This window comes from Ascidiaceihabitans donghaensis (genome assembly GCF_900302465.1).
In the GTDB taxonomy this organism is placed as follows: Bacteria; Pseudomonadota; Alphaproteobacteria; order Rhodobacterales; family Rhodobacteraceae; genus Ascidiaceihabitans; species Ascidiaceihabitans donghaensis.
The window spans coordinates 3,464,582-3,478,453 of record NZ_OMOR01000001.1 but is presented as its reverse complement, the minus strand read 5'-3'; the positions used below and the strand labels follow the sequence as shown (position 1 = coordinate 3,478,453).

Here is a 13,872-nt window from a genome sequence, read left to right as displayed (position 1 = left end):
CTCCGGCGCCTTTTGTTTTGGGGATCTGAGCGCCTTAGCGTTTACCGTAGTAAAGCCCCACCACATGTTCAGCTTCTGCAAAGAACAACCAGCGTGACGCCAGCACACCCGCCACGTGGCTGACAACAGCGACCAGCGCCAGCCAGTGTGTGAAGGTGGCACTCATGATGGCCAGCAGGATCACAGGAATCACGACAGCTAGCACAAACGATATGACACGCAATTTCATGCTGTGTTTACGCCCCACCACATGCACAAATTCGCGCAGCAGGTAGTTGGTGCCGGTATGAGGTGGTTCAAACGCTTGCACTGTGCCGATGTTGCCAAGCCCCGTGGCCGTGGCGATGGTTGTTCCCGAATTGGCAAAGGCTTTGTCGCCTTCGATCCATGTGAAAACCAGAACAAGGCCAGCAACAACCAGCAATACAATGGCCCAAATGATGTGGCCCTTTAACAAGGCGCCGCCAGCAAGGGACAGCGACAGGTACATTGCAGGCGTCAAATGGCTGTTCCATCGCGGGATTGTTTTCATCTGCGCGTAGATCATCGAGGTCGTGTAGACCGTGGCCAGCGCACCAATGGCGCCAAGCCAGCCAAGCGGTTGCCAAACGGCGCCAAAGAACACCAAGCCAAGGCCGTACAGCCCCATCAATACAAGCGTCGCAACGGCGGCAATGCCTTCGCGGCTAAGCCAGCTGGACCGCCATTGGGTGAAAGCTTTGAGGAACCTTTCGGGATGACCAAGGTGGAAGGTTGAAGACAACAATCCGCCAACGGCCATGACATAGGCGATCAGCCAAAAGGCGAATGCCGTCCAACCTGTCGGTGGTGTTGCGTCCAGGCCAAGCCAGAACAAAAGGCCAAAGCCCATGCCGGAAAAGACGGTGAAGATGATAACTGAGGGTGCTGGATGCATCAGAGTTTCTCCAGGGTTTTGTCAAGCCAGCCCAAAAAGCCCTTTGGGTCTTCAGAGACAGGTTCAAGATAGGGCGCCAACACATCAAATTCTGGCAACGCATCTTTGGGACGCGGTGGCAGGTATTGGTTGACGGGTTTGGTGCCTTGTTCGGGCATCAGGTTCATACCGCCGCGTTCTGCAACAAGGATCGACACGTCCGAATTCGGATCACCAAGGTCGCCAAAGTGGCGTGCATTCGACGGGCAGGTCCGAACGCACGACGGAACGCGATCCACTTCTGGCAGGTTGTCGTTGTAAATGCGGTCGACACAAAGGGTGCATTTTTTCATGACCCCTTCTTCCTGATCCATTTCACGTGCGCCGTAAGGGCAGGCCCATGCACAAAGCCCGCAGCCGATGCAGTCCTGTTCGTTGACCAGGACGATCCCGTCTTCGACCCGCTTGTAGCTGGCCCCTGTCGGGCAGACGGTCACACATGGCGCGTCTTCGCAGTGCAGGCAGGATTTGGGAAAGTGGATGGTTTGTGCGGCTGGTTGCACCTTGTCTGATGTCGCCAAAGGTTGCACCGAATAGCTGTGTACGCGGTTCAGGAACGTGCCGGAGACGTCTTTGCCGTAGGCGTTCTGGTCCGACAACGGCGCGCCGTAGTTTTCGGTGTTCCAGCCTTTGCACGAGATCACGCAAGCATGGCAGCCCACACAAGTGTCGAGATCGATCACAAGCCCGAGTTTCTTTTGCGTTTGTGTAGGGAGCGTGGTCATTTGATTTGGCCTTCCGCTTTGTGTTTGTGTCGGACCGGGGCGCTGCCCCGGACCCCGAGGTTTATTTGGCGAGATGAACGGGGGATCATTTGCCCACCTTCCATGCGAGGTTTTTGGGGCCTTTGCCGACGGGGGATTTGATGGGCGGCAGGCTGGGTTGCGATTCCGCAGGGGCGTCTGCTTTTTCGATGCGCACCTTCAGGTCGAACCATGCGGCCTGTCCGGTGATTGGGTCGGAGTTGGCCCAACGAAGCCCGTCGCCTTTGGGTGGCAGCAGTTCGTGGATCAGGTGGTTCAGAAGGAACCCTTTGGTGACTTCTGGCGCGTCCTCTTCCAGTGCCCACGCCCCTTTGCGTTTGCCGATGGCGTTCCATGTCCAGATCGTGTTTTCGTTCAGCGCGGCCATTTCGAGGACTGGGACCGTGATCTCACCGTGTGGCGATGTCACTTTCACCCAGTCTTCGTCTTGAAGCCCGTGTTCACGCATCAGCTTGGTCGGGATGTAGAGTGGGTTATGCCCATGCAACTGGCGGAGCCACGCGTTCTGGCTGCCCCAAGAGTGGTACATCGCCATAGGTCGCTGTGTCAGCGCCGTGATCGGGTATTCGTCGGCCTTGTTGTCATCTTCGTTGGAATACCAGATCGGTAGCGGGTCCATTGTGGCTTTGATCCGGTCGCGCAGGTGGTCGGGTGGTTGGTGATCGCCATGCCCTTCCGCCGCCAATTGGAATTTGCGCATCGGTTCCACGTAAAGCGAGAACAGATAGGGTTGCGGGCTGTCGTAGATGCCCATTTTCACTGCCCAATCCTGATAGGCCACGTTCCACGGTTTGTAATAGTTGGAGCCTTCGGGGATGTGTTCCACAAAGAACCCGCCGTTTTCGATGTAATTGTCCATCTGTCCCGCATTAACGCCACCGCGCCCCGATTGAAGCCCGTGTTCGCCCATACGCCAACCTGCAAGCGGGCCAATGCCCGGACGGCGTTCGTGGTTGACGATGTAGTCAGCGTAATCTTCGTATTTCGCGGTGCCATCATCGTTGGTGAAGCCGGGCAGGCCCATTTTCGCGCCCAACTGGCACAGCACCGTTTGGAAGCCGCGCACATCGCGGTCCGGTTCGATCACAGGCCAGCGGATGGCGTCTGCTGCTGCGTCTGCCTCACAGATGGGACGGTCCAGCAAAGAGATACAGTCGTGGCGCTCTAGGTAAGTGGCGTCCGGCAAAATCAGGTCAGAGTACGCGACCATTTCCGAGGAATAGGCATCGGAATAGATGATCCTCGGGATCACATATTCACCGGTTTCCTCGTTCTTGTCGGTCAGCATTTCGATAACGCCACGTGTGTTCATGGACGAATTCCACGACATGTTCGCCATATACATAAACAGCGTGTCGATCTTGTAGGGATCGCCTGCGTAAGCGTTCGAAATCACCATGTGCATCAAACCATGGCTGGACATGGGATTCTCCCAAGTGAAGGCCTTGTCGATGCGCGCAGGGGTGACGCCGTCCTCGCGATAGGCGAGATCCTCTGGGCCCTGTACGAACCCCAAATGCGGCCCGTTCAGTGGCTGGCCGGGGTTCATACCGGTGTGTGGCTTGGGGTGCGCTTTGGCGGGTTTAGGGTAAGGTGGCTTAAAGCGGAAACCGCCCGGAACTTCGACTGTGCCGAGCAAGATCTGCAATGTGTGCAAGGCGCGGCAGGTCTGGAAGCCGTTGGCGTGTGCCGAAATCCCGCGCATGGAGTGGAAGGAAACCGGACGGCCTGTCATGGTCTTGTGGGTCTCGCCGCGGAAATCAGTCCACTCAATCGGCAGTTCGAATTCTTCTTCGAACGCCACACGTGCGATTTCGGCGGCGATGGCGCGAATACGCTCGGCGGGGATGCCGCAGCGCTCTGCCACGGCTTCGGGGGCGTATTCATCGCTGAGGTAGCGGTCCGCCATCTTGTGGAACACAGGACGGTGCGTGACCCCTGCGACACGGTGTGTGGCTGAAAGGTCTGGTTTGACGCCGGGCTTGTCGAAGGCTGTTGGTTTGCCCGTAACGCGGTCAATGACCAGTTCCTTGCCATCTTCGTCGCGCATCAGAAGGCCAAACTCGGGTGAGTTTTCGTCGCAGTTCACAAGGACCGGTGCGTCGGTGTATTGCGCAAGATAGTTCAGGTCGATTTTGCCCGCTTTCATCAAGCAGTGGACCATGGCGAGGATGAACAAACCGTCGGTGCCGGGTGTAATGCCAACCCAATCGTCCGCCACTGCGTTGTAGCCCGTGCGGATCGGGTTCACCCCAATGACGCGCGCACCGCGCTTCTTGATTTTGCCGATGCCCATTTTGATCGGGTTGGAATCGTGGTCTTCGGCCACGCCAAACAGCATAAACAGTTTGGTGTGGTCCCAATCGGGTTGCCCAAATTCCCAGAACGCGCCGCCCATGGTGTAGATGCCAGCTGCGGCCATGTTGACGGAACAGAAACCACCGTGGGCCGCATAGTTGGGGGTGCCAAAGTTTTGCGCCCAAAAGGACGTGAAGCTTTGTGACTGATCACGGCCTGTGAAGAACGCGAGTTTGGAGGGGTCGTCTTTGCGGATCGGCTCAAGCCAGTCGGCGGCGATTTGCAGGGCTTCGTCCCAGCTGATTTCCTCAAACTCGCCGGACCCACGCGGGCCAACACGCTTCATTGGCGCGCGCAAACGGGATGGCGCATTAACCTGCATGATGCCTGCAGAGCCTTTGGCGCATAGAACACCCTGGTTCACGGGGTGATCGCGGTTGCCTTCAATGTAGGCGACTTTCAAATCGCCCAAAGGGTCCTTTTTCATGTGCACGTTGATGCCGCAACGGCAGGCACACATGTAGCAGGTGGTTTTGCGGATCTCGTCCGAGACCTTCGGGGACAGGTCGATTTTCGGCTGGTTCATGGATGGATCCTTTCGATCAAAGTGCACTGCGCACAAGCGACGTGGCGCCCAGGCCAATCAACAGTGTGAGGCAGGCGGGTCGGTAGTACGGTTGGAAGCGGGGGGTAAACAGGCGTTGGCCAATCAGCACACCCAAGATGCAGGGCAGAACAAATGCAAGGCCGCGCAAACTGGAGGTGGCATTCATTGTTCCAAACCACAGATGCGTGAAAAGGGAGGTGGCCGAGCCAAGAAAAAGGTAAGCGACAAGCGTGGCGCGCATCTTGGCCGGCGCGTCATTGCGGGCCAGCACATAGAGGGCCACCACCATGCCACCGACGCCCGCAAGGCCCGTTGCGATGCCTGCGATCAAGCCAGTCGCGACAGTGCCGGGTCGGCTTGCCAGATGTGGGATGCGTATTTTCGCCAGTTGCAGCAATGCGAGCCCGATCAGCACGACCAGCGCGATTTGCTGGGATGCCGCGGGATCAAGGGTCGTGGTCATGCTTAGGCCAACGATCAGCCCAAGGGCAGAGCCAACCACAAGAGTGATCGCAGCCTTCATATCCGCACCTCCCCAGCCGTGGCGCAGCATCACGAGGGACGCGGCCATTTCGAGCCACCACATGACGGGGATCAATTCAACGGGCGGCAGGATCAGGACGGCCAATGCCAACCCGAAAGCAGAAAGCGCAAATCCGGTAAACCCACGCACCAAACCCGCGACAAAGCAAATCGCCGCAAGGGCGAGTGCGTCTGACGGGGTCAGCGAGAGAGAGGACCAGATGTCACCCATGGGCAGCTTGCAATGCGGTCACAGCGATCATGTGCAGCACGTCTTCGGCCACACAACCGCGGGACAGATCGTTGGCGGGTTTGGCAAGACCCTGCAGGACAGGGCCAATGGCTGTGGCCCCACCGATGCGTTGCGTGATCTTGTAGCCGATGTTGCCTGCGTCCAAGTTGGGGAAGATCATGACGTTGGCATGGCCTGCGACGTCTGATCCGGGCGCTTTGCTTGTCCCCACAGAGGGCACAAAAGCGGCGTCAAATTGCAATTCGCCATCGACGTTCAGGTCTGGAGCCTGCTCTTTCACAAGGGCGGTGGCCTCGGTTACTTTGTCGACTTTGGCGTGGCGTGCGGAGCCTTTGGTGGAAAAGGACAACATCGCAACTTTTGGTGCCTCAGCCATCAACGCCGTGCAAGAGGCGGCGGATTGCTGGGCGATGGCGGCGAGTTCTTCGGCGGATGGGTCAATGACCAGACCGCAATCGGAATAGATCATGCCGCCGCGCCCGGAGGGGTGGCCTTCGGGCAAAACCATCAGGAAAAACGACGACACCAAAGGCGCGGTTTTGGCTTTGCCGATGACCTGCAAGGCGGCGCGCACTGTGTCGGATGTGGTGGCAACAGCACCACCAACGGTGCCGTCGGCGTGGCCGTTGCGCACGAGCATGGCGGCAAAGACAAGCGGGTCTTGGGCCTGCTTTTCAGCGATCTCCATCGACACGCCTTTGTGCTGGCGCAGTTCAAAATAGGATTGTGCAACTTCGGCGGTTAGCGGCGATGTGGCGGGGTCCTCAATGCGGATGTCCTCGGATGGGGCGCTTCCTGCATCGGACAGTTGTTTGGTGATCTCGTCGGTGGGGCCAACAAGAATGATCGTCGCAATCCCAGCGGCCACGGCTGAAACGGCGGCAGCCACGATCCGAGGATCGTGGCCTTCGCTTAGAACGATGCGGGCAGGGGTCGCAGCCGCGCGTGTTTGTAAATTGGTCAACACGCTCATGGTCGCATCCCCTTCCTTATTCTTTTAATACCAGTCACTTAGACCGTTTGCTGCTGCATGTCGTCGGCGCTGATGCCAGCAACTTCAACAGGCTTCTTCATGGCGTCGCGACGGAACGGGTCACCCAATTCCTGGTTGATCATGGCTTCGATCAGCGTGGTGATGCCGTTCTCCATCTGATCTTTGATCGCTTGGGCCAAGGCCGCTGTCAGCTCGTCCTGCGTGCGTGCAACGACGCCTTTCAGGCCACATGCGTTGGCGATGCCGGCGTAGGACACTTGCTCGTCCAGCTCGGTGCCGACGAAGTTGTCGTCGAACCACAGTGTGGAGTTCCGCTTTTCAGCGCCCCACTGGTAGTTGCGGAAGACGATCTGCGTGATCGCAGGCCAGTCGCCACGACCGATGGCTGTCAGTTCGTTGACGGAGATACCAAAGGCGCCGTCGCCTGCAAAGCCGACAACCGGCACGTCAGGGCGACCGATTTTCGCACCAACGATGGACGGCAAGCCGTAGCCACAAGGACCAAACAGGCCCGGTGCCAAATACTTGCGGCTCTCGTTGAACGACGGATAGGCGTTGCCGATCGCACAGTTGTTGCCGATGTCGGAGGAGATGATCGCCTCAACAGGCAAAGCCGCCTGAATTGCGCGCCATGCCATGCGTGGGGCCATCCAGTCTGGTTTCGCAGCACGTGCACGGACGTTCCAGTCTGTGCCGGGATCGTCTTGCTCTTCTGTCATGGAGGTCAATTCCTGAGCCCATGCAGATTTGGTCGTCGCGATGGTGTCTTTACGTGCCTGACGGTCTGTGTCGCCTGCTGTGTCCGCCAGTTTGGCAGAAATAGACGATGCCACTTTGGCCGCGTCACCCACGATGCCGACTGTGACCTTTTTGGTCAGGCCGATGCGGTCAGGGTTCAGGTCGACTTGGATGATTTTGGCGTCTGTTGGCCAGTAATCAATGCCGTAACCGGGCAAGGTCGAGAACGGGTTCAAACGTGTGCCAAGGCACAGAACAACGTCGGCCTTCGAAATCAATTCCATGCCCGCTTTGGAACCGTTGTAGCCCAATGGGCCTGCGAACAACGGGTGGTTGCCCGGGAACGCGTCGTTGTGCTGGTAGCCCACGCAAACTGGTGCGTCGAGGGTTTCGGCCAAAACGCGGGAAGCCTCGATGCCACCTTTGGACAGGATCGCGCCCGCACCGTTCAGGATCACAGGGAACTTGGCGTTGGACAACAGGTCCGCCGCGTCTTGTACCGCTGTTTCGCCGCCCTGTGGCAGTTCAAAGTCGACGATGACCGGCAGGTCGATGTCGATGACTTGTGTCCAGAAGTCGCGTGGGATGTTGATTTGGGCAGGTGCGGAGGCACGCTTGGCTTGCATGATCACGCGGTTCAGCGTTTCGGCGATCCGTGTCGGGTCACGGACTTCTTCTTGGTATGCAACACAGTCAGCGAACAGGTTCATCTGTTCCATTTCCTGAAAGCCACCTTGACCGATTGTCTTGTTCGCAGCCTGTGGTGTGACGAGCAGAACAGGAGTGTGGTTCCAGTAAGCTGTCTTAACGGCTGTTACGAAGTTTGTGATGCCTGGACCGTTTTGCGCGATCATCATGGACATTTTGCCCGTGGCGCGGGTGAAACCGTCTGCCATCATGCCGCCGGATGTTTCGTGGGCGCAGTCCCAGAATTTGATGCCCGCATCAGGGAAGATGTCGGAAATTGGCATCATGGCAGAGCCGATGATCCCGAATGCGTTGTCGATGCCGTGCATTTGCAACGTTTTTACAAATGCTTCTTCTGTGGTCATTTTCATGAGAAAGACTCCGGTCGGTGGTTTGCAGGTGATTCACGAATTTTGGCGACAATACGGATTCGCATTGTGCAGGGTTAGGGCCAGTTTTCAAATCGGGTAAGTCCAAAGTGTCAACTGGACTTAATCTCTGATGCGACCAGCTTGATCCCTTCAGCGATACGTCCCGCGGGGATGGAAGAATATGCCAGTCGGTAGAAATGTTGTGGTTTGCCGTCCCCGCCGAAAAATGATTCTCCGGGTTCAATCAAAACGCCTTTGGCTTGCAGTGATTGTGCAAGGTGGCGGGTGTTGACGTGTTCGGGTGCGCGCATCCAATAAGACGATCCGCCATACGCGCCCTGACCGGCAATTTGCAGGCCGTTTTCTTCAATGGCAGCTTGCATGATCTCACGCCGTTCGTGCAGGGCAGTCCCCATGCGTCTGATTAGTGCATCGTAATGTCCAAGGGAGAGAAAATAGGCGGCTGTGCGTTGAATATGCCCGGGCGGGTGACGCAAAACGGATGCTCGCAAGGCGCGTGCTTCGCGAATAAACGGCTCTGATCCGACAAGGTAACCAAGGCGCAAACCGGGGAATAGCGACTTGGAAAAGCTGCCCACGTAAATGACACGCCCATCTGTATCGAGCGATTTTAGCGCAGGTGATGGGGGCTTCAGGAACGACATTTCGAACTCGTAGTCGTCTTCGACAATCAACGTATCCATTTCGCGGCATCGTTCCAAAAGGGCGCGGCGCCGGTCCATGGGCATTGTCCCGTTCGTGGGGCATTGGTGGCTGGGGGTTGTGAACACGACATCGGTGTCTGGTGGAATTGCTTCGGGGGGTAAGCCCGCCTGATCGACCCGCACAGGGGCCAAATGACATCTTGATTGAGACAAAATGTCTCGCAATGCGTGATAGCAGGGGTCTTCAAACGCAGCCTTGCGGCGCTGAGTCAGCAAGACCTGGGCGGTCAACCACAACGCGTTTTGTGCGCCAAGCGTGATCAGGATTTGTTCCGGCCGCGCCGAGATGCCGCGCCGGGGCAGTGTATGGCGGGCGATAAATTCGATCAGTTGTGGGTCATCCTGATCGTAGTAGTCCGTGGTCAGCGGTGTGAAATCGCGTTGGCCCAAGGCCTGCAAAGCGCAAAGACGCCAGTTGGCGTGATCAAACAAGGTTGGGTCAGCTTGACCGTAGATAAAGGGATAGCGGTATTTGGCCCAATCCTGTGGTTTGCTTGGGGTCTGGCCCCCAGAGAAACGCTGGCCGATGGCTTTGTTCCAATCCACGGCGTCAGGGCCGTTCGGGGTCGGTGTGAAAGATGGCGGGGCAGGCGCGTTGCGCGACACGTAGTAGCCGGATCGCCCGCGCGATGTCAGATAGTCGTTCGACAGCAATTCGGTATAGGCCAACGTGACTGTGATCCGGCTGACGCTAAGGTGCGTGGCGAGTTTGCGGGTGGATGGCAGCTTTTCCCCCGGCTGAAACCGACCCGACAGAATGCCTTGTGCGATCATCTGTTGGATCTGCGATTGCAGGGTGCCCTGATGGTCAGGGTTCAGGAAGAATGTTTCGACAGGTAAGGTCATATGAGGTGCATATACTGGATATAAGTGCAGATCAATCTGGACTTAAAATCTAATGAAAAGACTATTTGGGTTATCTTTATCAACACTGCATAACACACATTAATTGAGACTGCACGTCTCAATTTTGTAAAAATGGTATAATTACCTCCCGATTCAGAGCTTGAATGTTGTTCCGCTTTGGAAAGGTGTGCTCAAGGAATCGCACTTGGCGGGTAAAATGCGCATCTAGCCGTGAGATTGTTGGCGCCCTTGCAGTCACGTATCTGTTTATTGTTTTGCACTGCGCGCGCTCTATTTTGTCTGATGTCGCAACAGAAAGAGGATCTGAACCATGGATATTTCACGTCGCCAAGCTTTGCTGGCAGGGGCCGCGTTGCCTTTGGCCGCCGCTCCGACCCTTACTTTGGCGGATGGGCATTCTGCCACCTCCATGCCCACGCACCGCGATTTTTCGCTAGGCGACTTCAAGGTCACGACACTGCTGGTCGGAAGCCGCAGCGTCGAGAACCCGCAGAATATCTTTGGTATGAACGTCGACGCAGACACCTTTAACGAAGTCAGCGCGGCCAACTTCCTAGGTACTGACGCAGCACAATTCTTCTTCACACCGACGGTTGTGAACACCGGGTCTGAAGTGATCCTGTTCGACACGGGTTTGAATGCCGCTGGCACAACAAAAGCTTTAAACGCTGCAGGATACGATGCATCGGACATCAGCCATGTTGTGCTGACCCACATGCACGGCGATCACATCGGCGGTTTGACGGATGCGGACGGCGGTGAAACTTTCGCAGGTGCGGCCTATGTGACCGGTCAGGTGGAATACGATGCTTGGGCCAAGGCGGAAAACGAAGGTTTTGATGCCAAGGTAAAGCCGCTTGCAGAAAAGATGAGCTTTATCAAAGGAGGTGACGCAGTACGATCTGGCATCACGGCGGTCGAAGCCTTTGGTCACACGCCTGGTCACATGACGTATATGCTGGAAAGTGGCGGCAAGCAGTTGTTGTTGATGGCGGATGCGGCGAACCACTATGTCTGGTCGCTGGCCTATCCCGATTGGGAGGTCAAGTTTGACATGGACAAATCTGCAGCGGCGCAAACACGCAAAACGCTGATGGATATGGCATCAGCGGATCGCTTCCCATTGATTGGTTATCACATGCCATTCCCGGGTCTCGGATACGTGGAAACGCGTGGCGAGGGTGGCTATCGCTATGTGCCGCATAGCTATCAGTTGATCTGATCCAGTGTTTCAGGATGTGAAAAAGGCGGGCCATTTCGGACCCGCCTTTTTTGTTACGTCTATTGTGGTGTGCGCTTATCCGAACACGCGGCCCAATGCGCCGTCCACCGCGCCGACGATCTGGTCGATGTCATCTTTGGTGGCGATCAACGCAGGCGAGAAGCACAGCGTGTTGTTTTTGCCCGGAAGCGAACGGTTTGTCGCGCCGATGATTACGGCTTGTGACATGCAGTCTTTCACAACCGCTTGCACCATGGCCTCGGCTGCGGGTTCACGTGTGCCGCGATCCGCTACCAATTCCGCACCAACAAACAACCCTTTGCCACGCACGTCACCGATGATTTCGTGCTTGTCTTGCAGGGCCTTAAGTTGATCGACCATGTAGTGGCCCATATCAACCGTGTTCTGCAGCAGGTTCTCGTCTTCGATGATCCGCATGTTCTCGATCGCCGCCGCTGGACCGGCTGTGCAGCCGCCGAAGGTGGAAATGTCGCGGAAATAGCTGAGGTGATCCGACGTGTCTTCTTTGAACAGGTCGAACACTTCTTCTGTGGTCACAAGGCAAGAGATCGCCGCGTAGCCAGACGCCACGCCTTTGGCCATCGATACCATGTCGGGTTGGATGCCGTAGTGCTGGTAGCCGAACCATTCGCCTGTCCGGCCTACGCCACAAACCACTTCGTCGATGTGCAGCAAGATATCGTATTTCTTGCAGATCTCAGCAACGCGCGGCCAGTAGCCTTCGGGGGCTTCAATGACGCCGCCGCCGGCTGTGACGGGTTCAAGGCAAAGCGCACCAACGGTGTCGGGACCTTCGCGCAGGATGATTTCTTCGATCTGGTTGGCAGCCCATTCGCCGTAGTTTTCCTCGGGGGCGCCGTCTTGTTCGTGCTTGCGGTACTCAAGGCAGTGCGGCACGCGGATGAAACCGGGTGTGAACGGGCCGTATTGTGCGTTGCGTTCGTCCTGGCCACCGGCGGACAGGCAGGCGATGGTTGTGCCGTGATAGTCGCGGTCACGGTAAAGGATCTTGTGCTTTTTGCCACCGTAGCGGGCGTGTGCGATCTGGCGCACCATTTTGAAGGCCTTTTCGTTCGCCTCGGAACCGGAGTTCGCATAATACACGCGGCTCATGCCGGGCATTTTGCTGATCAGCTTTTCGGCAAACAATGCGCCGGGGATGGAACCAACCGTGCCGCCAAAGAAGTTCATTTTCACAATCGCGTCACGCACGGCATCGCCCATTGTTTCGCGGCCATAGCCCACGTTGACGGTCCAAACACCGCCGGACACCGCATCAATGTGTTCAATACCCTTTTGGTCCCAAACACGCAGGCCTTTGCCTTCGACGATAATTTTAGGATCAGCACCTGTGAAGAACGGTTGGTGTTGGGTCAAATGATGCCAAACATTTGCGCGATCGGCTTCGACAACGCGGCTGATATCGTTTTCGTTAAATGTACCGTCCATGATGGCGTGCTCCAAATTGTAGGGTGGTAGGCGAATTGAGCGCACACTGCGCCCGTCTACGCACTTAAAAACAGCGATTCCAGTATGATCAGTAGGGCCAGAATTGCAATCCATGTATATCCAGACTGTGGGCAAAAACTGGACAGGCCCGGGTCAAAACGTCCAAAAATCAAGCGATTCCAAGGCAATTCAAGGATTACCCACCGGATGGAAAGATGAATGTAGTGCGTTCGTTTTGTGAAATGTGACACGAAAAGCGTTGAAACCAAGCGGATAATCGGTTGGGATCACTCCAGCGCTGGGATGGCTGCACAAAGCTTTTTTAGCTCGACGTGTCAAAAGATCGGCACGTAATGACAAGAGTGTCGCAAAACGCGTCACCAAACGGGAGACTACTATGACTTTTAAAACAACTCTGAAAAGCGCAGTCGCGGGTCTGGCACTTGTTGCTGGCGCACAGGCAGCGTTCGCAGACGGCCACGGCGAAATTACCGTTGGCTATTTCCTCGAGTGGCCAATGCCATTCCAGTTTGCCAAAGAAACCGGCATGTATGACGAAGCGCTTGGCGTTAAAGTGAACTGGGTCAGCTTTGACACAGGGACAGCAATGTCCGCTGCAATGGCGTCCGGCGACGTGCAGATGTCCGTCAGCCAAGGCATCCCACCTTTCGTTGTGGCAACATCCGCGGGTCAAGATCTTCAGGTTCTGGACGTTGCTGTTTCCTATGCTGACAACGACAACTGCGTTGTTGCTGCCGCTTTGGAAATCGACAAGGATTCTGCTGGCGAACTGGCTGGCAAAAAAGTTGCCGTTCCTTTGGGCACAGCCGCACACTACGGCTTCCTGAAGCAAATGGAGCACTTCGGTGTATCCCTGGACAGCCTGGAAGTTGTCGACATGGCGCCAGCCGAAGGCGAAGCCGCTCTAAGCCAAGGTGCTGTTGACATGGCTTGCGGTTGGGGTGGTGCATTGCGCCGCATGACCAACTCAGGCAACGTTTTGCTGACAGGTGCGGAAAAAACAGAGCTGGGCATCCTGGTATTTGACGCGACAACCGCACCAACATCCTATGTTGCTGAAAACTCTGACCAGGTTGCAGCGTTCTTGAGCGTCACAGCATCCGCCAACGCGATGTGGGCTGACGAAGCCAACCAAGCAAAAATGTTGCCAGTGATCGCTAAAGACGCCGGTATGTCCGAAGATGATGCGGCCTCTACGCTGTCAACATTCGTCTTTCCAACAGTTGAAGAACAGCTGTCTGAGGCATGGTTGGGCGGCAACGCAGCAACATTCATGAAAGGCGTTGCAGACGTCTTTGTTGAAGCCAAGTCCATCGACGCGGCAAAAGCGTCGTATGAAGACAACGTAAACGCAGGCCCATTGGGTCAGTAAGCTTAC

The 13,872-nt window shown here is 56.5% G+C and carries 10 protein-coding genes; 2 read left to right on the top strand and 8 right to left on the bottom strand.

Translation table 11 applies throughout. The features are described from left to right. Positions 1-34: 34 nt before the first annotated feature. From ASD8599_RS17305 to pdxR, 7 genes are all read right to left on the bottom strand, one after another. Positions 35-916 carry a dimethyl sulfoxide reductase anchor subunit family protein gene (locus ASD8599_RS17305; RefSeq protein WP_108829695.1) on the bottom strand — a complete coding sequence of 294 codons (882 nt, stop codon included), beginning with the start codon at positions 914-916 and terminating at the stop codon, positions 35-37. Then, on the bottom strand, positions 916-1,680 hold the full coding sequence (locus ASD8599_RS17300) for a 4Fe-4S dicluster domain-containing protein (protein ID WP_108829694.1): 765 nt from the start codon (positions 1,678-1,680) through the stop codon (positions 916-918). The genes ASD8599_RS17305 and ASD8599_RS17300 overlap by 1 nt, the downstream gene beginning before the upstream one ends. Before the next feature lie 85 nt (positions 1,681-1,765). After that, the gene (locus tag ASD8599_RS17295; protein ID WP_108829693.1) at positions 1,766-4,603 is read right to left on the bottom strand and encodes a molybdopterin oxidoreductase family protein; all 2,838 of its coding nucleotides are present in this window, start codon (positions 4,601-4,603) and stop codon (positions 1,766-1,768) included. A 16-nt stretch (positions 4,604-4,619) separates the two neighbouring features. Further along, positions 4,620-5,378 carry a sulfite exporter TauE/SafE family protein gene (locus tag ASD8599_RS17290; RefSeq protein WP_108829692.1) on the bottom strand — a complete coding sequence of 253 codons (759 nt, stop codon included), beginning with the start codon at positions 5,376-5,378 and terminating at the stop codon, positions 4,620-4,622. Continuing rightward, a complete protein-coding gene (gene pta / locus ASD8599_RS17285; RefSeq protein WP_108829691.1) occupies positions 5,371-6,372 on the bottom strand; it encodes a phosphate acetyltransferase in 1,002 nt (333 codons plus the stop codon). The genes ASD8599_RS17290 and pta overlap by 8 nt, the downstream gene beginning before the upstream one ends. Before the next feature lie 38 nt (positions 6,373-6,410). Further along, positions 6,411-8,189 (bottom strand): sulfoacetaldehyde acetyltransferase, encoded by a 1,779-nt coding sequence (xsc, locus tag ASD8599_RS17280; protein WP_108829690.1) that lies wholly within the window; start codon positions 8,187-8,189, stop codon positions 6,411-6,413. A gap of 110 nt (positions 8,190-8,299) precedes the next feature. Beyond that, entirely contained in the window at positions 8,300-9,760 is a 1,461-nt protein-coding gene (gene pdxR / locus ASD8599_RS17275; protein ID WP_108829689.1) for a MocR-like pyridoxine biosynthesis transcription factor PdxR, read from the bottom strand. 331 nt (positions 9,761-10,091) lie between these two features. On the opposite strand from pdxR, the gene ASD8599_RS17270 reads away from it, so the two are divergent. After that, on the top strand, positions 10,092-11,003 hold the full coding sequence (locus ASD8599_RS17270; RefSeq protein WP_108829688.1) for an MBL fold metallo-hydrolase: 912 nt from the start codon (positions 10,092-10,094) through the stop codon (positions 11,001-11,003). 75 nt (positions 11,004-11,078) lie between these two features. Here the strand turns inward: ASD8599_RS17270 and ASD8599_RS17265 are convergent, their stop codons facing one another. Further along, positions 11,079-12,473 (bottom strand): aminotransferase family protein, encoded by a 1,395-nt coding sequence (locus tag ASD8599_RS17265; RefSeq protein ID WP_108829687.1) that lies wholly within the window; start codon positions 12,471-12,473, stop codon positions 11,079-11,081. A gap of 397 nt (positions 12,474-12,870) precedes the next feature. On the opposite strand from ASD8599_RS17265, the gene ASD8599_RS17260 reads away from it, so the two are divergent. Continuing rightward, the gene (locus tag ASD8599_RS17260; protein ID WP_108829686.1) at positions 12,871-13,866 is read left to right on the top strand and encodes a taurine ABC transporter substrate-binding protein; all 996 of its coding nucleotides are present in this window, start codon (positions 12,871-12,873) and stop codon (positions 13,864-13,866) included. Positions 13,867-13,872: the final 6 nt, after the last annotated feature.